Source organism: Herbaspirillum robiniae, assembly GCF_002213415.1.
In the GTDB taxonomy this organism is placed as follows: domain Bacteria; phylum Pseudomonadota; class Gammaproteobacteria; order Burkholderiales; family Burkholderiaceae_D; genus Herbaspirillum; species Herbaspirillum robiniae.
Map to the genome: position 1 here is coordinate 111871 of NZ_NJGU01000007.1, position 18467 is coordinate 130337.

Genomic DNA, 18467 nt, shown 5'->3' on the forward strand with positions numbered 1-18467 from the left:
GCAAATTCCATGCCCAACAAGAGTGAAAATTCGAACGCAAGGAGACGCCGGCATGGCGGCAAGGCGAACGGATTCCTCCGCCGGAAAATCGCGGATAAAGAGAGGTCGAACGGGCATGACATGATGCGAACGATCATGGCGGGCTCCTCCTGGCCGTGAAATGCGATGTCTCTTTTGTTTTGCTGCGGTGCTGCGATCCGTGCTCCATTGCCCCGATGTATGTTCATGCGGTGGCGATGCGGATTTTCTTTGCTGCCGGCGATATCGGCGCCGTATTTGCGGGCGGATATCGTCCTTGCGATTGTCGTCGTTTCCCTCCAGTCGTGGGCTTAAATTTTTTCATCGACATCGCGGTGCATTTTTAGCCTGCGTGCCTCAGCGGCTGCACCACATGTTGCGATTGCTGCACCAGCAAACGGCAACTCCCGCCGTGTGGAAAAACAAAAAACGGCATGAACAATTCATGCCGTTTCCTGTCGTCGCGTCTTACTTCATCTGCGGGAAGGCGAACTCGGCGCCCGCGCTCGCCGTGTTCGGCCAGCGCTGCATCACGGCCTTGGAGCGCGTGTAGAAACGCACGCCTTCCGGACCGTACATGTGATGGTCGCCGAACAGGCTGCGCTTCCATCCGCCGAAGCTGGAGAAGGCCATCGGCACCGGCAGCGGCACGTTCACGCCGACCATGCCGACTTCGATCTGGCGCACGAACTCGCGCGCCACGCCGCCGTCGCGCGTGTACACCGCCACGCCGTTGCCGTACTCATGCGCGTTGATCAGTTCCACCGCGCTGGCCACGTCCGGCGCGCGCAGCACGCACAGCACCGGGCCGAAGATTTCTTCCTTGTAGATCGTCATCTCGGGCGTGACGTGGTCGAACAGCGTGCCGCCGACGAAGAAGCCGTTCTCGTAGCCCGGCACCTTGTAGCCGCGGCCGTCGACCACCAGCTTGGCGCCTTCTTCCACGCCGCGGCCGATCAGGCCTTCGATGCGTTCCTTGGCGGCGGCGGTCACCACCGGGCCCATCTCGGCGCCGGCCACATTGCCTTCGTTGATCTTCAGGCTGCGCGCGCGTTCGGCCAGCGCGGCGACCAGCTGGTCGCCGGCGGCGCCGACGGCCACCGCCACCGAGATCGCCATGCAGCGCTCGCCGGCCGAGCCGAAGGCCGCACCCATCAGGGCGTCGACGGCCAGCTGCATGTCGGCGTCGGGCATCACCACCATGTGGTTCTTGGCGCCGCCCAATGCCTGCACGCGCTTGCCCTTGGCCGAGCCGCGGGCGTAGATGTATTCGGCGATCGGGGTCGAGCCGACGAAGCTGATGGCCTTCACCTGCGGGTGATCGAGCAGCGCATCGACGGTGACCTTGTCGCCCTGGACGACATTGAAGACGCCGTCCGGCAGGCCGGCTTCCTGCAGCAGCTCGGCGATCAGCAGCGCGGCCGACGGGTCGCGTTCGGACGGCTTGAGGATGAAGCTGTTGCCGCAGGCGATCGCGATCGGGAACATCCACATCGGCACCATCGCCGGGAAGTTGAACGGCGTGATGCCGGCCACCACGCCCAGCGGCTGGCGCATCGACCAGGCGTCGATGCCGCGCGCGATCTGGTCGGTGTATTCGCCCTTCAGCATCTGCGGGATGCCGGCGGCGAACTCGACGATCTCGATGCCGCGCGCGACTTCGCCCTGCGCGTCCGAGAAGGTCTTGCCGTGCTCGCGCACGATGATGCGCGCGAAGTCGTCGGCGCGCTGCTGGATCAGGTGCAGGAAGCGGAACAGCACGCGCGCGCGGGTCAGCGGCGGCGTGTTGGACCAGGCCGGGAAGGCGGCGGCGCCGGACTTGACGGCGGCGTCGACTTCATCGGCCGTGCCCAGCGCGACCTTAGCCGCTGGCGCGCCCAGCGCGGGGTTGAAGACGTCGGCGTAGCGGCCGCTGGTGGTGTCGACGCGCTTGCCGCCGATGTAGTGGGTGATCTTTTCCATTGTTGCTTGAGGCTCCGGGTTCGAATTAGGCCAGCGTCTTCAGGATCGCGGCCAGCTTGCCGAACAGCTCGTCGATCTGTTGCTTGTTGATGATCAGCGGCGGCGACAGGGCGATGATGTCGCCGGTGACGCGGATCAGGATGCCGTCGTTGAAGGCGCGCACGAAGGCGTCGTAGGCGCGGGCGCCGACCTTGCCGGGGATCGAAGCCAGCTCGATGCCGGCGATCAGGCCGATGGTGCGCACGTCGATCACGTGCGGCAGGCCGCGCAGCGCGTGGGCGGCGTCCTGGAAGTAACCCGACACCGATTGCGCATGTTCCAGCACGCCTTCCTGCTCAAACACGTCCAGCGAAGCGAGACCGGCGGCGCAGGCCAGCGGGTGGCCGGAGTAGGTGTAGCCGTGGAACAGCTCGATGCCGTCCGGGCCGTTCATGAAGGCGTCGTGGATTTCCTTTTTCACGAACACCGCACCCATCGGCACCACGCCGTTGGTCAGGCCCTTGGCGGTGGTGAAGATGTCCGGCTCGACGTCGAAGTAGTCGGAGGCGAACGGCGTGCCCAGGCGGCCGAAGCCGGTGATCACTTCATCGAAGATCAGCAGGATGCCGTGCTTGGTGCACAGTTCGCGCAGGCGCTTCAGGTAGCCCTTGGGCGGCACCAGCACGCCGGTGGAGCCGGCCACCGGCTCGACGATCACGGCGGCGATGTTGGAGGCGTCGTGCAGGGCGACGATGCGCTCGAGCTCATCGGCCAGGTGCGTGCCGTATTCGGGCTCGCCCTTGGTGAAGGCATTCTTTTCCAGGTTGTGGGTGTGCGGCAGATGGTCCACGCCTTGCAGCAGCAAGGGGCTGAAGGTCTTGCGGTTGCCGCCGATGCCGCCCACCGACATGCCGCCGAAGCCGACGCCGTGATAGCCGCGCTCGCGACCGATCATGCGGGTGCGGGTGGCGTTGCCACGGGCGCGGTGATAGGCCAGTGCGATCTTCAGCGCGGTGTCCACCGATTCCGAACCCGAGCCGGTGTAGAACACGTTGGCGAAACGATTGCCGGTGTAGGCCTTGAGGCGCTCGGCCAGTTCGAAGGCGCTCGGGTGACCGAGCTGGAAGGACGGTGCGTAGTCCAGCGTGGCCACCGACTTCTGCACGGCCGACACGATCTTGGGATGGGCGTGGCCCAGCGGCACGCACCACAGGCCGGCGGTGCCGTCGAGGATGGCATTGCCGGCGTCGTCGCGGTAATGCATGCCCTCGGCCGAGACCAGCATGCGCGGGCTGGCCTTGAAATTGCGATTGGCGGTGTAGGGCATCCAGTAGGCGGAGAGGCCGGCTTTCTGTTCGGTGTTGGACATGGGGCGCACCATCTGTAGTCGGAGTTGAGAACGACTTGATTATTGCCAGACACTCGCAGTATTGTTAGCTACACTTTTCAATTTGATGTGGAACTGTATTGTTGATTTGAGTGAACTGTGTTGATTTATTCTGCGGGAACGGCAGCGTACGGAGCGCATGAAGCGTGCTCCTGTTTGCCCGGTCTGGCCGGCAGCCGTGGCGATCAAAAGAGGAATGGATGCCGGCCGGACGATCTGTCGCCGCGGCCGCACTGCAGGCAATACACTTTCATAAAATGCCAAACACTTGGGCCGGGTGACCAATAAAGTCGTCCGGCCAACAGCAAAGAGGACATCATGGCCAAGCTCCAGCGCGAGCCGCTGCAACTGGACCTGCAAAGGAATACCGCCGCCCGCCTGGTCGAGCAGGTGGCCGACGGGCTGGCGCTGCTGATCGAGCGCGGCGAGCTGCGTTCCGGCGAGCGCCTGCCCTCGGTGCGGCAATTGGCCGAGAGTCACAGCATCGGCGCCTCCACCGTAGTCGAGGCCTACGAGCAGCTGGTGGCGCGCGGCATGCTGCTGGCGCGGCGCGGGGCCGGTTTCTTCGTCGCCGCGCGCGCCGGGCAGTCGGGCGCGCGCGCCGTGTTCACGCCGCATGAGCCGGTGATCGACTCGGCCTGGCTGCTGTCGGAAATGTTCGCCGACGAGCGTGTGCCCATCAAGGCCGGCTGCGGCTGGCTGCCGGGCAAATGGCTCAACGACGAGGGCCTGCACCAGGCCGAGCGCCGCATCATCCGCTCGCCCGGCGCGCAGCAGGTCGGCTACGGCCATCCGTTCGGCTATGCGCCGCTGCGCCAGCTGATCGCGCAGTTCCTCGGCCACTGGTCGCTGGATGTGGCCATCGACCAGGTGCTGACCACGCACGGCGCCACCCAGGCGCTGGACCTGGTGATCCGCACCATGACCCAGCCCGGCGACACCGTGATGATCGACGACCCCGGCTATTGCAACCTGATCGCCATGCTGCGCCTGGCCGGGCTGAACGTGATCGGCGTGCCGCGCACGCCCGGCGGGGTCGACACCGACATGCTGGAATCGCTGGCGCGCGCGCACCAGCCCAAGATGTTCTTCACCACCAGCGTGCTGCAGAACCCGACCGGCACGTCCTATACCCCGGCCTGCGCCATGCGCGTGCTGCAGGCGGCCGAACGGCACGGCTTCTGGGTGGTGGAGGACGACATCTTCCGCGAGCTGGGGCAGGCCACCGATCCCATGCTGGCGGCGCTGGACGGCTTGCAGCGGGTGATCTACGTGGGCAGTTATTCCAAGACCATCGCGCCTTCGCTGCGCGTGGGCTACGTCGCCTGCCAGCGCGAACTGGCGCGCCAGATCGTGCATACCAAGATGGTGCTCACGCTGACCAACTCCGAGATCAACGAGCGCCTGGTGCACAACGTGCTGACCGAAGGCCATCACCGGCGCCACGTGCAGACGCTCAACGCCACGCTGCTCAACGCGCAATCCACGCTCAACGCCAAGCTGGCCGAGGCCGGGCTGACGCCCTTCACCGCGGCGCGCGGCGGCATGTTCACCTGGGCCACGCTGGAGGGCAGCGACCTGTCGGCGCGCGAGATCGCCGACCGCGCGCGGCAAAAAGGCATCTGGCTGGCGCCGGGCGATTTCTTCCACCTGGCCGCGCCCGAGAAGACCAGTTTCCGCTTCAACGTCGGCTATGCGGATGTGCCGGAGCTGTTCGAGTTCTTCCGGTCGCTGTGAGCGCCATGGCTGCCGCGGCGGGGCCGGCGCTTACACTTCTTCACGCGGGCGTCACGGCGGGACAGTAGAATGGAATGCCCATCTTCGCGAGGATAGCCAAGCATGACCATCCCCACCCCGACCTCAGGCATCCGCGCCGTCGTGTTCGACTTCGGCGGCGTGCTGTTCGACTGGAGCCCGCTGCACGTCTATCGCCACCTGATCGCCGACGACGCCGAGCGCCACCACTTCCTGACGCACATCTGCTCGCCCGACTGGAACATCCGTCAGGACGGCGGCCGCACCCTGGCCGACGGCACCGCGCTGCTGGTGAAGGAGCATCCGCAGCACGAGAGCCTGATCCGCGCCTTCTACGACCGCTGGAAGGAAATGCTGCGCGGGCCGCTCGACGAGGGCGTGGCGCTGCTCAAGGAATTGCATGCGAAGCAGGTGCCGGTGTTCGGCCTCACCAACTGGTCGGCCGAGACCTTCCCGTATGCGCGCGACAACTACGATTTCCTGAACCTGTTCCTGGACATCGTCGTCTCCGGCGAAGAGAAGTGCATCAAGCCCGATGCCGAGATCTATCAGATCGCATTGGCGCGCTACGGACGTCACCTGGCCGGCCTGAAGCCGAACGAACTGGTGTTCATCGATGATGTGAAGAAGAACATCGAGGCGGCGCAGGCGCTGGGGTGGTACGGCATCCATCATGTGGATGCGGAGCAGACGCGGGAGCAGTTGCAGGCCCTGGGACTGCCGGTTTGATGGTCGGCGCCGCCGGGCTGCAATGAACGACGCTGGATCCTGACGCAAGCCAGGATCCAGCGTCGTTCAACCTTGCGCAGAGAAACTCACGCGATCCCGGTTTCGCAGCGAAGATTGCGCAAGGAAAGATCAGTGGCAATGACCGCCGTCGAGGTCGCATTGCGGCAGCGACGACGCGCTGCCGGATGAGGCGCCGCCGCTCTCTTGCCGCAGGAACTGCGCCCACTCTTCTGGCCGTCCCAGCCACATCCCCGCATCCAGCACCTCCAGCGCATCGCCCCGCTGCAGCACGAAAGTCGGGAAGCCGCGCCCGCCCACGTAGTTCAACAGCGCACGGCTGGCCTCGATATGGCGCGCCAGTTCTTCCGCCTCGATCTTGCGCATGGCCTGCGCGAACGCAGCGGCATCCACGCCCAGTACGCCGGCCAGCGCCGACAGCGTCGACTCGTCCGAGATGCGCCGGCCGTCCTGGTAGTGCGCGCGCTGGATCGCAGCCAGCATGTCCAGTCCTGCCGCGTCGCCTTTGACGGCTTGCACCGCCAGCACGGCGGCGATCGGCGGCGCCGAGTCGAACACGGCGGTGGTGTCGGTCAGCAGGCCGTTGAAGTAAGGCTCGCCGAACACCTGTCCGGTCATCTGCGCGATGCGGCGGTCGTGCGGCATCACGTAGTTGCGCAGTTCGGCGTCGACCTTGCGGCGATTGCGGCCGGCCATCATGCCGCCGCCGTGCGCCTGCACCGGCAGCACGCCGCGCGCGGCGGCCACCAGGGGCGCGGCGCCGTAGCACCAGCCGCATAGCGGGTCGTGGATGTAATGCAAAACGGTGGCGGTCTGGCTCATGTCGTTCATTCCTGCAAATTCAATGGGGTGCTGCGCCGGTCCCGCCATGCGAGCGCATGGCGGGACGCCGTGATCAATAGCCTACCGTGAAGCGGGCGCGCAGGTGTTTCGGCTGCTCCAGCTCGTCCAGCAGCGCGATGGCGTAGTCCTCGTAGGAGATCCAGCTCTTGCCGGCGGCGTCGGCCAGCAGCTGGTCCGCGCCGAGGCGGAACTTGCCGGTGCGCTCGCCGGCGATGAACAGCGCGGAAGGCGAGAGGAAGGTCCAGGCAATGTCCTTCTCGCCGCGCAGGTCGTTCAGGAACGCGCGGCCGGCCGTGGCTTCGGGCTTGTACTCCGCCGGGAAGTCGGGCGTGTCGACCAGCGCCTTGCCGGGTGCGATCTCCAGGCTGCCGGCGCCGCCCACCACGGCCAGGCGTTTGACGCCGGCCTGCTTCAGGGCCGGCAGCACATCGACTGCGGTGAAGTTGGCGAAGCGGCCGCTGGAAACCACGACGTCGGCGCCGGCGATGGCGGCGGCCAGCGCGGCGGTGTCCTTGACGTCGGCGCTGCGCGCGGTGAGCTTGTCGCGCGCGGCGATCTTGCCGGCGTCGCGGGCGATGGCGATGACCTGGTGGCCGCGGCGCAGGGCTTCTTCGAGGATGCGGCTGCCGACGTTGCCGGTGGCGCCGATGAGGGCGATGTTCATGGTGTGTCCTTTCGTGTTTGCGGTTGGATTGCGTGAATGACGTGGGATCGGGGGCGGCGGCTTATGGCCACTTCATCTCGCCCTTGATGACCTTGGCCGACAGTTCCAGTGAGGAGGTGTCGTCCAGTTCCGGATAGCGCTGCTTCATGGCCGCCACCAGCGCGGCGGAGTCGGCAGCCGCGGCGGCTTCCTGGTCGAAGGCCTTCAGGTAGTCGCGGGTGAAGCGCACCGACTCGATGTTCAGCGGCGCGCCCTGCGCGAAGTGGCCGGGCACCACCACCGCGGGCTTGAGCTTCTCGATGCGCGCCAGTGTGGCCAGCCAGTCCTGGCGCGACTTGAGACTCTGCGTGTCGGCGGTCCAGACGTGCAGCTTGCCGTCCACCACCACGCCGCCCACCACCGCCTTCAGCGACGGGATCCAGACGAAGCTGCGCTCAGGCTGCGGACCGTCGAGGCCAGCGATTTCCAGCTTGCGGCCTTCCAGCGTCAGCGTGCGGCCCTGCAGCGCCTCGGGGACGATGGTGGCGCGCGGCGCGTTGTCGCCCAGCTTGGGGCCCCAGTAAGCCAGCTTGCCCTGCACGGTCTGGCGGATATGCGCCACGGTCTGCGGCGTGGCGACGATCCTGGCGTCGGGATAGGCGGCGTGAATGGTGTCCAGGCCGAAGTAGAAATCCGGGTCGCCGTGGCTGATGTAGATGGTGGTGAGCGTCTTGCCGCTGGCGCGGATCTTCTCCACCACTTGCTCGGCCTCGCGGCGGCCGAACTGGGCATCGACCAGGATGGCCTCATGGCGGCCGGTGACCAGCACCGAGCTGACCGGGAAGATGGCGTCGCGTCCCGGGTTGTAGACGTCCAGCTTGAGCGCGTCGGCGGCGTGCGCCCCGGCGGCGATCAGGCCGGTGGCGGCCAGCATCAGCGCGCGGCGCAGCAGGCGGGTGGGGAAGTGCATGAAGGGCTCCGGTGAGTGTTCAGGAGCGCTCATCATAGGTTCGCTTTTGTTTTTGAAAAACAGCATAATCGCTCACAGTTTGTTTCTGAAAACGTTCAGGTGAGCGAGGCACGGCGATGGACAGGTTGACGGCAATGCAAGTATTCGTGACGGTGGTCGACGGCGGCAGCCTGTCGGCCGCGGCCCAGCAGCTGGACCTGTCGCGCCCGGTGGTGTCGCGCTATGTGGCCGAGCTGGAAGAGTGGGTCGGCGCGCGCCTGCTGCACCGGACCACGCGCCGCCTGTCGCTGACTCCTGCCGGCAACGAGATCCTGCCGCGCTGCCGGCAACTGCTGGAGTTTTCCGACGACATGCGCCACGCCGTGGATGCGCCCGACGAGACGCCGCGCGGCCTGCTGCGCATCACTTCCAGCACTTCCTTCACGCAGACGCAGCTGGTGCAGGCGGTGGTCGACTACGGCCGCCGTTATCCCGAGGTCGCGGTTGACCTGGTGGCGCTGGACCGCACCGTCAACCTGGTGGAGGAGCGCATCGACCTGGCCATCCGCATGACCACCCGGCTCGAACCCAACCTGATCGCCCGCAAGCTGGCCGTGTGCCGTTCGGTGATCTGCGCGTCGCCCGCTTACCTGGCGCGCCACGGTACGCCGAAGAAGGTGGAAGACCTGGCCCTGCACAATTGCCTGACGCATTCCTACGTCGGGCGCAGCCTGTGGGAGTTCGAGCCCAGGGCGAAGGGCGGCAAGTCGCTGTCAGTGGCGGTGGGCGGCAGCATCAGCGCCAACGAGGTGACGGTGCTGCTGCAGGCGGTGCTGGCGGGCGTGGGCATCGGCCACATGCCGGCCTATTCGGTGGCGCCGCTGGTGGCCTCGGGCCAGCTGGTGCAGTTGCTGCCGGAGCACGAGCCGACGCAGCTGGGGATGTATGCGGTGTACGCCTCGCGCAAGCATATGCCGGCGACCTTGCGCACCATGCTGGATTTCCTGGCGGAACGTTTTGCGGGGCAGCCCTTTTGACGCGGGCTGCGCTCAGGGCGTGATGCTGAGCAGCTTGTGGACGAGCTCGGAGGAGGTCGACGCGGCGAACTTGCGCATCAGCCGCGCGCGGTGCATTTCCACCGTGCGCGGGCTCAGCTCCACCTGGCGCGCGATCAGCTTGCTGGTCTTGCCCTCCACCAGCAGCGCGGCGATCTCGCGCTCGCGCGGCGTCAGGCCCGGCGCGATCGGGCGCTTGGCGCTGACATCCTCGAAGGTCCAGATGCCGGCCGCGTGCGGGTCGCCCTGCACCAGCGAATGGCCGGTGACGTGGCACCAGAACATCTCCTCATTGGAGCGCTTCATGATGCGCTCGTCGGAGTAGAAGCCCTTCTCGTTGAGGATGGGCACCAGGCGCAGGCCGGTGCGTTCGAACTCGTCGGCGGTAGGGTAGATTTCCTGGAAGGACTTTTGCCTGAGCTGGCCGACGTCATAGCCGAACATCTCCGCCATCGCCAGGTTGCCCTGCTGGATGATGCGGTTATGGGAGACGCACATGCCGATCGGGGCATGCATGAATACCTGTTCGAAATCGATGGCCGGTGGCGTGCTCATGGTGTGCTGCGAATCTCGTGGAGGTCCCTCGAACCTGGCGCCTGCGGCTGGGTGTATGCTGCATTGCGCCAGGTATTTTTACCGTATTGTATGGCCTATTTCGCTGACCTATGATGATTGGCGCTTTTTAATGGCATTTCACAGTGCCGGAACCAAGGTGCTCTAAGCATAAGAGCCGAAAGGAGACTCGTGAACAAAGTGTATCCGGACGCGGCCACCGCGTTGAAGGACATCGTCAAGGACGGCCAGACCATCGCGGTCGGCGGCTTTGGCCTGTGTGGCATCCCCGAGGCGTTGATCGCCGCCCTGCGTGATTCGGGCGTGCAGAACCTGACCGCCATCTCCAACAACGCCGGCGTCGACGGCTTCGGCCTCGGCCAGCTGCTGACCACCCGTCAGATCAAGAAGATGATCGCCTCCTACGTGGGCGAGAACAAGGAGTTCGAACGCCAGTACCTGGCCGGTGAACTGGAGCTGGAATTCACCCCGCAAGGCACGCTGGCCGAGAAGCTGCGCGCCGGCGGCGCCGGCATCCCGGCGTTCTTCACCAAGACCGGCGTGGGCACCCTGGTGGCCGAAGGCAAGGAAATCCGCGAATTCGACGGCGCCCAGTACGTGATGGAGCGCTCGTTGGTGGCCGACGTCTCGCTGGTCAAGGCGCAGAAGGCCGACAAGGCCGGCAACCTGGTGTTCAACAAGACCGCGCGCAACTTCAATCCCAACGTCGCCATGGCCGGCAAGGTCACGGTGGTCGAGGTCGAGGAACTGGTCGAGGTCGGCCAGCTCGATCCGGACCAGATCCACACCGCCGGCATCTTCGTGCACCGCATCGTGGTCAATGCCACGCCGGAAAAGCGCATCGAACAACGCACCGTCAGCGCGGCGAAATAAGGAGACAGCAATGGCATGGACCAGAGATGAAATGGCTGCGCGCGCAGCGAAGGAATTGCAGGACGGCTTCTACGTCAACCTCGGCATCGGCTTGCCGACGCTGGTGGCGAACCACGTTCCGGCCGACATCGAAGTGTGGCTGCAGTCGGAAAACGGCCTGCTGGGCATCGGCCCCTTCCCGACCGAAGACAAGGTCGATCCCGACCTGATCAACGCCGGCAAGCAGACCGTGACCACCATCCCGGGCTCGTCCTTCTTCAGCTCGGCCGATTCCTTCGGCATGATCCGCGGCGGCAAGATCAACATCGCCATCCTCGGCGCGATGCAGGTTTCGGGCAAGGGCGACCTCGCCAACTGGATGATCCCCGGCAAGATGGTCAAGGGCATGGGCGGCGCGATGGACCTGGTGGCAGGCGTGGGCCGCGTGGTGGTGCTGATGGAGCACGTGGCCAAGGCCAAGGACGGCTCCACCTCGAAGAAGATCCTGAACGAGTGCAACCTGCCGCTGACCGGCGTGGGCGTGGTCAACCGCATCATCACCGACCTCGGCGTGATCGACGTCACCCCGAACGGCCTGAAGCTGATCGAGCTGGCCACCGGCGTCACCAAGGAAGAAGTGATCGAGAAGACCGAGGCGCCGCTGGATGTCAGCGCGCTCTGAACTTGCAGCATGAACATGCGGCCCCGTTCGCGGGGCGGCAATGAAAAAGGGCGCCGCGAGATCGGCGCCCTTTTTCTTTTCGCGATTGCTGAAGCGATGACAGCGTCGCCGGACACGGCGTTGCTCAGTTCCAGGACCCCATCGGCTCCAGGAACGGCGACAGGGCGGCCTCGCTCCAGCGCAGCGGCAGCGCATGTTCCAGCAGCCGCGCCGACTGCACCGTAAAGCGCATCAGCCGTTGCGCGCCGGTGAAGGACTCCACCTCCGGCCCATCCCAGATCACCTCCGCCGTCACGCCCAGATAGAGCAGCGCGCCGCGTTCGAAATCGGCGAACAGCAGGCCCGCGCGCGGCTGCACCAGCAGGTTGCCGATGGTGTTGAAAAAGGAGTTGCCGATGAAATCCGGCACCGTCAGCGTGTCGTCGCCGTCGATGCGCACGAAGCCGGGTTTGCCGCCGCGGTGCGAGACGTCGGTGCCGTGGCGATGTCCGGCGCCGTGCACCTCCGCATCGTCATCGGTCAGCGCGGTGGCGATGAAGAAGGTGTCGGCGCGGCCGATCATCGCCTGCATCTGCGGCGTCAGCGTCGCCGCGTCGGTGGCGACCGTCGCGGCCGACGCATCCTCGTCCAGCAGTTCGGGCTTTCTCGCCTGGATGTACTTGGGGCAGTTGCCGAAACTCTGTTCAATGGCGATCTCCATGCCGTCTTCCCGCAGCGCATGCACCACGCCGTTGGCGCGGTTGCGCCGGCGCGTATGCGGCTCGATGCCCAGCAGGCCCAGCTTGGCGCCCTCGCGCAGGTTGGCGCGCAGGGGATCGCCGGCGGCGATGCGCACGCCCTGCACGCGCAGCGTGTGCGCGTCGGGGGAATGCACGAAACCCGGGGCGCCGGCCATGATCGAGGCCCAAGGCCGGCCCTGTTCGTCCATCGAACCGACCACCATGAACGGCAGCTGCGCGAAGAACTCGCGGTGCTGGTCCGGCATGAAGTCGCGGATCACGCGCGGGCCGATGGCGGCCATCTTCTCCAGCATGCCGGCGCGCTGCTGCGCATGCAGTTCGCCGCGATGAAAGGCCTGGTGCGGCGCGTCGGCGGCGGGCGCGGCAATGGCTGGAGCGGATGGCATGGCGATCTCCTTGCGTGGTTCCGGTCAGGCGGCGATGGCGTGCGGCGACGCCTTCATCGGGACGAAGCGCGGCAGCTGTTCCACCCGCGCGATCCAGCGGCGCACGTTGGCGTAGGGCGCGAGGTCGACGCCGCCTTCGGGCACGTGGGCCACATACGCGTAACAGGCCAGGTCGGCGATGGTGGCGTGTGCGGCGGCGAGGAACTCGCGCTTGTCCAGATGTTGCTCCAGCAGTCCCAGCACCGCCAGCGTCTTGCGATGCGCCAGCGCGTAATCGATCTCGCTCTTGAACAGCTTCACCAGCCGCACGCGGTTCGGGCCTTCGAAGATCTCGCCGGCGGCCAGCGACAGGAACTGTTGCACATGCGCCGCGCCGACCGGGTCGGAGGGCAGCCACTGCTCGCCGCCGTAGCGCTTGGCCAGGTAGACCAGGATGGCGGTCGAGTCGTACAGCGTGACGTCGCCGTCGACGATGACGGGGATCTGGCCGCGCGGGTTCAGGCGGATGAAGTCGGCCTGCTTGTGCTCGCCGGCCGGCACGTTGACCTCGATCACTTCGTGCGGCAGCTCCAGCATGGACAGCAGCAGCTTGACGCGATGCACGTGGCCGGACAGGGGGAAGCTGTAGAGGCGGATGGGTTGTTGCGTTGTCATGTTTCTCTCCAATCGATGTTGATGTTGCGGCAATCCTGCGGATGCGGCGCCGTTGACTTGCATGATGCAATCTGAACCGAACGATCGGTACAATAGACCGTCGCAAGGGCGCTTGTCAACCGGGGCGATGCAAAATATTTTTATCCCGTTGCGCGGGAAGCGGGCGCATCCGCGCCGCCGTGCGGTCTTATAATTGCTTGAAATCCTGAGCCCGGGCTTCATCTGGACCGCAATGCCGGTCCTCGCAGACATCCCGTTCCCGGACTTTCAGAAAAGACAGAGAATCGCCATGCCCGCACCCAGCCTCTCGCGCGAAGAAGTCGCGCAAATCCTGCTCGCCGAGTTCCGCCGCTCCGGTTACGAGGGCGCCAGCCTGTCCACGCTGTCGGCCGCGACCGGCCTGGGCAAGTCCAGCCTCTACCACTACTTCCCCAACGGCAAGGTCGACATGGGGCGCGCGGCAATGGAAGTCGTGGGCCACTGGATGCGCGAGAAGGTGGTGCCGCTGCTCACCTCCGAGGCCGAACCGGAGAAGCGCCTCAAACGCTACTTCGCCGCGATGAGCGAGTTCTACGCCAAGGGCACGCTGCCATGCCTGACCGACCTGTTCACCATCGGCGAGGCAGCCACCTATTTCCAGCAACAGTTCAAGCAGAACATCGGCAACACCATCAAGCTGATCTCCGCGGTGCTGGAGGACGCCGGCTTCGCGCCGGCCGAAGCCGCCCGCCGCGCCGAGGACGGGTTGGTGATGATGCACGGCGCGCTGGTGGTGTCGCGCGCCCAGGGCAGCACCGCGGTCTTCACGCGCGTGGTGCGCGCCATTCCTGACGTGCTGCTGGCCGAATAGCCGGTATCGCGGTTGCGCCGCGCACCGCACCTTTCACTCAACGCTGCGCAACTCCTCTTCTTCCCCGACAAGGGCCGCACCGCAAGGTCGCGGCCCTTGTCGTTTGGTCCATCCCTTTGCACATGCCATGCGTCCGGCGTTGCAAACCTGCACGCCGCGAATCGTCATCGGCTTGACACGCGCTTAGTTACTTTTATAATGCTAGTTACTATCTTCGTGAAAGTTAGTCGGCCCAGGCAAAAGCGAACCCGCCAGCTGTGCCGCACGGATATGCACCTCCCACCATTACCGAACGGAAAGAAGGAACAGCAATGAACACCAAAGCAAACAAAGGCCGCGCCCTCATCACCGGTGCATCGACCGGCATCGGCGCCACCTACGCGGACCGCCTGGCCGCACGCGGACATGACCTGGTCCTGGTGGCGCGCGACGTCGCCCGCCTGGAGAAGGTCGCCGCCGACGTCAAGGCCAGGCACGGCGTGCAGGTCGAAGTGCTGCCGGCCGACCTGACCAGCAAGGTCGAACTGCTGCGCGTCGAGCAACGCCTGCGCAGCGACGACGGCATCACCGTGCTGGTCAACAACGCCGGCATGGCGGTGCAGGGCAAGCTGATCGACGCCGACATCGACCGCTACGACACCATGATCCAGCTCAACGTGGTCTCGGTCACCCGCCTGGCCGCTGCGGCCGCCGCCACCTTCGGCAAGCGCGGCAGCGGCGATATCATCAACGTCGCCTCGGTGCTGGCGCTGGCGCCGGAAATGTTCAACGGCACCTATAGCGGCACCAAGGCCTATGTGCTGAACCTGTCGCAATCGATGCAGACCGAGCTGGGTCCGCTGGGCGTGCGCGTGCAAGCGGTGCTGCCGGGCGCCACCCGCACCGAGATCTGGGAACGCTCCGGCGGCAGCATCTCGCAGCTGCCGCCTGAGATGCTGATGGAGGTGGAAGACATGGTGGACGCCGCGCTGGCCGGTCTCGACCTGGGCGAAGCCGTCACCATTCCCTCGCTGCCCGAGATCGCCGACTGGAACACATTGCAGGCCGCACGGCATGCGCTGGGCCCCAATCTGTCGCTGAGCAAGCCGGCTGCCCGTTACCTGCGCAATGCCGGCTGACGCACCCGCCAGGCGCCGCGCCCCAACGGGCGCGCGCACTCCCCACCAGGCCTCGCTGCAGGAGTGCCCGGTCGCCCGTACGCTGCAATTGATCGGCGAATGGTGGACCGTGCTGATCGTGCGCGACGCCTTCTCCGGGCTCACGCGCTTCGACCAGTTCCGGCGTAGTCTGGACATCTCTCCCGCCATCCTCACCAAGCGCCTGCAGGCCCTGGTCGACGCCGGCATCATGGTGCGTCGCCGCTACAACGAGCACCCGCCGCGCGACGAATACCTGCTGACCGAATCCGGCCGCGCGCTGCGTCCGGTGATCGCCGCGTTGCGCGACTGGGGCGAGCAGCACTTCGGCCGCGAGCAGCTGGAAGCCGAGGAGCAGGAGCACGCCCAGGCTTGCGTCGCGCGCCGCTAGGCGCTTCCGGTAAGAACCGCGGAAAGCGTGCACAATAGGTCTCCCGCGAGGGAGCGCCCAGGCCAAAGGGCGACGCATCGTGCACAAGAAAACGCAAGGAGAACAAGATGAAGATACTGATCGTAGGCGCCGGCGCCGTCGGTGGATACTTCGGCGCACGCCTGCAGGACGCCGGCCGCGACGTCACCTTCCTGGTACGCGACAAGCGTGCCGCGCTGCTGCGCGAACACGGCCTGCGCGTGCAGAGCCCGGCGGGCGACCTCACGCTGCGCGAGCTCAAACTGGTGTCGGGCAGCCAGCTGCTGCCGCAATACGACCTGGTGATCCTGAGCTGCAAGGCCTATGACCTGGAGGACGCGATCGCCTCGGTCGCGCCCGCCATCGGCGGCAACGCCGTGATCCTGCCGTTGTTGAACGGCATGCAGCACCTGGATATCCTGGACCAGCGCTTCGGCGCCGAGCGTGTCCTGGGCGGCCAGTGCGTGGTGGCCAGCACGCTGGACGCGCAAGGCGTGATCCGTCACCTCAACGCCTTCCACGGCATGACCTTCGGCGAGCGCGCCGGCGGCGTGTCGGCGCGTGCGCGCCAGATCAACGAGGCGTTGTCGGGCGCCGGTTTCGACGTCACGCTGAGCGAGAACATCCTGCAATCGATGTGGGAGAAGTGGACCATGCTGGCGACCCTGGCCAGCAGCACCTCGCTGATGCGCGCCTCCATCGGCGACATCCTGCAAGGGCCGGGCGGACTGCAGTTCCTGGAAGGCGTGCTGGCCGAATGCGCCGGCATTGCCGAGCTACAGGGCTACAAGCCGGGCGAGGCCTTCTACAACCGCACGCGCGGGATGCTGGCCGAACATGGCTCGACGCTGACGGCGTCGATGTTTCGCGACATCAGCGCCAATGCCAGGATCGAAGCCGACCATATCATCGGCGACCTGATCCGGCGCGGCGACGCCAAGGGCGCCAAGACCACCTTGCTGCAGCTGGCCTACCTGCACCTGAAGTCGTACGAGGCCTATCGGGCGCGCACCACGGCCTGATGCGCCGTTGCACGGCTGGCGATATTGTTACCCATCTCGTGACCGTTCCGGCGACCTCCCGCTCTTGCGGGGGAGGCCGGGGCCGGTCGCGCTGAAGCGCCACCGGATGCAAGGAAAGACGCTGGATCCCGGCCTGCGCCGGGATGGCGGTGAGTGGACTGAATCTGGCAGCCGAGGGTTCGCGCCACCTCCCGCTTGTCGTTGCGGCGCAGGCCGGAACCCAGTGACGTTGAGCGCTGAGCAAGACACGACGGGCCCCGCCGGCGTTGCGCCGCCGGTCACCAGCCGCCGCCCAGCGCCCTGAACACCGACACCGCCGCCCGCGCATTGTCGGCATGCACCTGCGCCATCTCGTCCTGCGCCGACAGCAGCAGGCGATCTTCGGTCAGCACCTCCGACAGGCTCAGCACGCCACCCTTGTAGGCTTCCTCGGCATTGCTGCGCGCACGCTGCTGCGCATCGACCTGTTCGGCCAGGTCGCGCGACTGCTGCTCCAGCTGCACCAGGGCCATGATCGCGTTCTCCACATCCTCGGCCGCGCCCAGCATGCTCTTGCGGTACTGCGCCAGCGCCTCGGCATTGGCGCCCTTGGCGCGCGCGATTTCGGCATCGATGCGACCGAAGTCGAACAGGCGCCAGCGCAGGCCAAGCCCGCCTTGCGCCTGCAGGCTGTTGGCCGTCAGGAAGCCGGCCGCGCCCAGGCTCTGGAAGCCCACCAGCGCCGACAACGACAGGTCGGGATACCACGCCGCCATGGCCTGCCCGATGCGTTCATTGGACGCCGCCAGCCGACGCTCGGCCGCGATCACGTCGGGTCGGCGGCGCATCAGATCCACGCTGCTCTGCGAGACGCTGATGGCCGGCACGCGGCTGGCGTCAGCGCCTTGCGCCAGTTGTCGCGCATAGGTGCCGGGCGCGGCGCCCATCAACACATCGAGGCGGTTGGTCTGGCGCTCCAGCTCGATGCGCAGCGGCGGCAGCGTCGCGCGCGATTGCGCCAGGCGCGCATCGGCCTGGGCGATCTCGGCCACGCTGGCCAGGCCGTCCTTCAGGCGCAGGCGCACGATGTCGCCCAGCGACGAACTGGCCTTCACCTGATGCTCGGCCAGCGCGATGCGCGCCTGCGCGCCGCGGATGCGGAAATAGGCGTCGGCCGCTTCCGCCGCCACCGACACGCGCACGCCGGCCTGCTGCGCCTCGGCCGCCTGCAGCTCGGCGTCGGCGGCCTGGGCGCCGCGCTTGAGCGCGCCCGCCAGGTCCAGTTCCCAGCTCGCGCCGGCGTCCAGCTCCAGCAGGTTCTGCGTGCGCTGGTAGCCGGGGAAGGTGCGGCCGATTTCACCCAGCGGGCTTTGCAGCGACTGTTTGGCGCGCGCCGCCTGTCCACTCAGTTCGCCTTCGGGAAGGCGACGCGCCCCGGCGATCTGCGCCGCGGCGCGCGCCTGTTCCACCCGCGCGAGCGCCGCCGACAGATCGAGGTTCTGCGCCAGCACGCGGCCGATGATTTCACTGAGCACGGGGTCGCCGAAGCCGTCCCACCAATGATCCAGCGCCGGCATCGGCGCCTGCGCCTGCCGCTGTTGCAGCAGCGCGACGTTGTGCAGCGGGGTGTCCTGATATTGCGGCCGCTGGTAATCGGGGCCGACCGCGCAGGCGCTCAATACCAGGGCGGCAGCCATGGCGGCGCCGAGCGAAGTCAGCACGGGCCGGCGGCCGGCGCGCTTGGGTAAGAGGAAGGGGGTGTTCATGCTTCTGGCCTTTTCATCAATATCGTTGCCAAAACGCGGCAAGCGATGGTTGGGCGGATCTGATTTTCGATAGTGACTTG

General features: G+C 66.5%; 18 protein-coding genes. 9 read left to right on the top strand and 9 right to left on the bottom strand.

What is annotated here, in order from left to right; genetic code table 11:
• Nucleotides 1-486: 486 nt before the first annotated feature.
• Together CEJ42_RS14200 and aptA are read right to left on the bottom strand one after the other, a co-directional pair.
• Nucleotides 487-1980, bottom strand: coding sequence for a CoA-acylating methylmalonate-semialdehyde dehydrogenase (locus CEJ42_RS14200; protein WP_079217592.1), 1494 nt, complete (start codon nucleotides 1978-1980; stop codon nucleotides 487-489).
• A 25-nt stretch (nucleotides 1981-2005) separates the two neighbouring features.
• Entirely contained in the window at nucleotides 2006-3328 is a 1323-nt protein-coding gene (aptA, locus tag CEJ42_RS14205) for an omega-aminotransferase AptA (protein ID WP_088751663.1), read from the bottom strand.
• A 336-nt stretch (nucleotides 3329-3664) separates the two neighbouring features.
• Here aptA and CEJ42_RS14210 point away from each other — a divergent pair, with 336 nt between their 5' ends.
• Nucleotides 3665-5083, top strand: coding sequence for an aminotransferase-like domain-containing protein (locus CEJ42_RS14210; protein WP_079217593.1), 1419 nt, complete (start codon nucleotides 3665-3667; stop codon nucleotides 5081-5083).
• Between the two features lie 102 nt (nucleotides 5084-5185).
• Nucleotides 5186-5830: an HAD family hydrolase gene (locus CEJ42_RS14215; RefSeq protein ID WP_088751513.1), complete on the top strand. Its 645-nt coding sequence runs from the start codon at nucleotides 5186-5188 to the stop codon at nucleotides 5828-5830.
• 129 nt (nucleotides 5831-5959) lie between these two features.
• Here the strand turns inward: CEJ42_RS14215 and CEJ42_RS14220 are convergent, their stop codons facing one another.
• The 3 genes from CEJ42_RS14220 to CEJ42_RS14230 all read right to left on the bottom strand — a co-directional run bounded on the left by CEJ42_RS14220 (nucleotide 5960) and on the right by CEJ42_RS14230 (nucleotide 8304).
• Nucleotides 5960-6670 (bottom strand): DsbA family protein, encoded by a 711-nt coding sequence (locus CEJ42_RS14220; protein WP_088751664.1) that lies wholly within the window; start codon nucleotides 6668-6670, stop codon nucleotides 5960-5962.
• Between the two features lie 73 nt (nucleotides 6671-6743).
• Nucleotides 6744-7355 (bottom strand): NAD(P)-dependent oxidoreductase, encoded by a 612-nt coding sequence (locus tag CEJ42_RS14225; RefSeq protein ID WP_088751514.1) that lies wholly within the window; start codon nucleotides 7353-7355, stop codon nucleotides 6744-6746.
• 61 nt (nucleotides 7356-7416) lie between these two features.
• Nucleotides 7417-8304: an MBL fold metallo-hydrolase gene (locus tag CEJ42_RS14230; protein WP_088751515.1), complete on the bottom strand. Its 888-nt coding sequence runs from the start codon at nucleotides 8302-8304 to the stop codon at nucleotides 7417-7419.
• A 116-nt stretch (nucleotides 8305-8420) separates the two neighbouring features.
• Between CEJ42_RS14230 and CEJ42_RS14235 the strand changes: the two genes are divergently transcribed.
• Complete coding sequence (locus CEJ42_RS14235; RefSeq protein WP_079217597.1) at nucleotides 8421-9320, top strand: LysR family transcriptional regulator; 900 nt, start codon at nucleotides 8421-8423, stop codon at nucleotides 9318-9320.
• A 12-nt stretch (nucleotides 9321-9332) separates the two neighbouring features.
• On the opposite strand, the gene CEJ42_RS14240 is transcribed toward CEJ42_RS14235, so the two are convergent.
• Nucleotides 9333-9893, bottom strand: a complete 561-nt coding sequence (locus CEJ42_RS14240) for a PAS and helix-turn-helix domain-containing protein (RefSeq protein ID WP_088751516.1) — start codon at nucleotides 9891-9893, stop codon at nucleotides 9333-9335.
• A 189-nt stretch (nucleotides 9894-10082) separates the two neighbouring features.
• Here CEJ42_RS14240 and CEJ42_RS14245 point away from each other — a divergent pair, with 189 nt between their 5' ends.
• Nucleotides 10083-10784: a CoA transferase subunit A gene (locus tag CEJ42_RS14245; RefSeq protein WP_079217599.1), complete on the top strand. Its 702-nt coding sequence runs from the start codon at nucleotides 10083-10085 to the stop codon at nucleotides 10782-10784.
• A gap of 10 nt (nucleotides 10785-10794) precedes the next feature.
• Nucleotides 10795-11445 (top strand): 3-oxoacid CoA-transferase subunit B, encoded by a 651-nt coding sequence (locus tag CEJ42_RS14250; RefSeq protein WP_079217600.1) that lies wholly within the window; start codon nucleotides 10795-10797, stop codon nucleotides 11443-11445.
• Between the two features lie 124 nt (nucleotides 11446-11569).
• On the opposite strand, the gene CEJ42_RS14255 is transcribed toward CEJ42_RS14250, so the two are convergent.
• Together CEJ42_RS14255 and CEJ42_RS14260 are read right to left on the bottom strand one after the other, a co-directional pair.
• Nucleotides 11570-12571 carry a pyridoxamine 5'-phosphate oxidase family protein gene (locus CEJ42_RS14255; protein ID WP_207760427.1) on the bottom strand — a complete coding sequence of 334 codons (1002 nt, stop codon included), beginning with the start codon at nucleotides 12569-12571 and terminating at the stop codon, nucleotides 11570-11572.
• 24 nt (nucleotides 12572-12595) lie between these two features.
• A complete protein-coding gene (locus CEJ42_RS14260) occupies nucleotides 12596-13225 on the bottom strand; it encodes a glutathione S-transferase family protein (RefSeq protein ID WP_088751517.1) in 630 nt (209 codons plus the stop codon).
• A 289-nt stretch (nucleotides 13226-13514) separates the two neighbouring features.
• Between CEJ42_RS14260 and CEJ42_RS14265 the strand changes: the two genes are divergently transcribed.
• From CEJ42_RS14265 to panE, 4 genes are all read left to right on the top strand, one after another.
• Nucleotides 13515-14075 carry a TetR/AcrR family transcriptional regulator gene (locus CEJ42_RS14265; protein ID WP_079217603.1) on the top strand — a complete coding sequence of 187 codons (561 nt, stop codon included), beginning with the start codon at nucleotides 13515-13517 and terminating at the stop codon, nucleotides 14073-14075.
• Between the two features lie 311 nt (nucleotides 14076-14386).
• Nucleotides 14387-15193 carry an SDR family NAD(P)-dependent oxidoreductase gene (locus CEJ42_RS14270; RefSeq protein WP_088751518.1) on the top strand — a complete coding sequence of 269 codons (807 nt, stop codon included), beginning with the start codon at nucleotides 14387-14389 and terminating at the stop codon, nucleotides 15191-15193.
• Nucleotides 15183-15602, top strand: coding sequence for a winged helix-turn-helix transcriptional regulator (locus CEJ42_RS14275; protein WP_088751519.1), 420 nt, complete (start codon nucleotides 15183-15185; stop codon nucleotides 15600-15602). The genes CEJ42_RS14270 and CEJ42_RS14275 overlap by 11 nt, the downstream gene beginning before the upstream one ends.
• Nucleotides 15603-15709: 107 nt before the next feature.
• Nucleotides 15710-16642, top strand: coding sequence for a 2-dehydropantoate 2-reductase (gene panE, locus CEJ42_RS14280; RefSeq protein WP_088751520.1), 933 nt, complete (start codon nucleotides 15710-15712; stop codon nucleotides 16640-16642).
• Between the two features lie 278 nt (nucleotides 16643-16920).
• Here the strand turns inward: panE and CEJ42_RS14285 are convergent, their stop codons facing one another.
• Nucleotides 16921-18387, bottom strand: coding sequence for an efflux transporter outer membrane subunit (locus CEJ42_RS14285; protein WP_088751521.1), 1467 nt, complete (start codon nucleotides 18385-18387; stop codon nucleotides 16921-16923).
• Between the last annotated feature and the right edge of the window lie 80 nt (nucleotides 18388-18467).

Excerpts from the sequence above, each read along its gene's own strand:
- CEJ42_RS14285 (WP_088751521.1), bottom strand. The coding sequence starts at position 18,387 with ATGAACACCCCCTTCCTCTTACCCAAGCGCGCCGGCCGCCGGCCCGTG.
- CEJ42_RS14215 (WP_088751513.1), top strand. The coding sequence starts at position 5,186 with ATGACCATCCCCACCCCGACCTCAGGCATCCGCGCCGTCGTGTTCGAC.
- CEJ42_RS14210 (WP_079217593.1), top strand. The coding sequence starts at position 3,665 with ATGGCCAAGCTCCAGCGCGAGCCGCTGCAACTGGACCTGCAAAGGAAT.
- CEJ42_RS14200 (WP_079217592.1), bottom strand. The coding sequence starts at position 1,980 with ATGGAAAAGATCACCCACTACATCGGCGGCAAGCGCGTCGACACCACC.
- CEJ42_RS14250 (WP_079217600.1), top strand. The coding sequence starts at position 10,795 with ATGGCATGGACCAGAGATGAAATGGCTGCGCGCGCAGCGAAGGAATTG.
- CEJ42_RS14225 (WP_088751514.1), bottom strand. The coding sequence starts at position 7,355 with ATGAACATCGCCCTCATCGGCGCCACCGGCAACGTCGGCAGCCGCATC.
- CEJ42_RS14235 (WP_079217597.1), top strand. The coding sequence starts at position 8,421 with ATGGACAGGTTGACGGCAATGCAAGTATTCGTGACGGTGGTCGACGGC.
- CEJ42_RS14255 (WP_207760427.1), bottom strand. The coding sequence starts at position 12,571 with ATGCCATCCGCTCCAGCCATTGCCGCGCCCGCCGCCGACGCGCCGCAC.
- CEJ42_RS14275 (WP_088751519.1), top strand. The coding sequence starts at position 15,183 with ATGCCGGCTGACGCACCCGCCAGGCGCCGCGCCCCAACGGGCGCGCGC.
- aptA (WP_088751663.1), bottom strand. The coding sequence starts at position 3,328 with ATGTCCAACACCGAACAGAAAGCCGGCCTCTCCGCCTACTGGATGCCC.
- panE (WP_088751520.1), top strand. The coding sequence starts at position 15,710 with ATGAAGATACTGATCGTAGGCGCCGGCGCCGTCGGTGGATACTTCGGC.
- CEJ42_RS14240 (WP_088751516.1), bottom strand. The coding sequence starts at position 9,893 with ATGAGCACGCCACCGGCCATCGATTTCGAACAGGTATTCATGCATGCC.
- CEJ42_RS14260 (WP_088751517.1), bottom strand. The coding sequence starts at position 13,225 with ATGACAACGCAACAACCCATCCGCCTCTACAGCTTCCCCCTGTCCGGC.
- CEJ42_RS14230 (WP_088751515.1), bottom strand. The coding sequence starts at position 8,304 with ATGCACTTCCCCACCCGCCTGCTGCGCCGCGCGCTGATGCTGGCCGCC.
- CEJ42_RS14270 (WP_088751518.1), top strand. The coding sequence starts at position 14,387 with ATGAACACCAAAGCAAACAAAGGCCGCGCCCTCATCACCGGTGCATCG.
- CEJ42_RS14220 (WP_088751664.1), bottom strand. The coding sequence starts at position 6,670 with ATGAGCCAGACCGCCACCGTTTTGCATTACATCCACGACCCGCTATGC.
- CEJ42_RS14265 (WP_079217603.1), top strand. The coding sequence starts at position 13,515 with ATGCCCGCACCCAGCCTCTCGCGCGAAGAAGTCGCGCAAATCCTGCTC.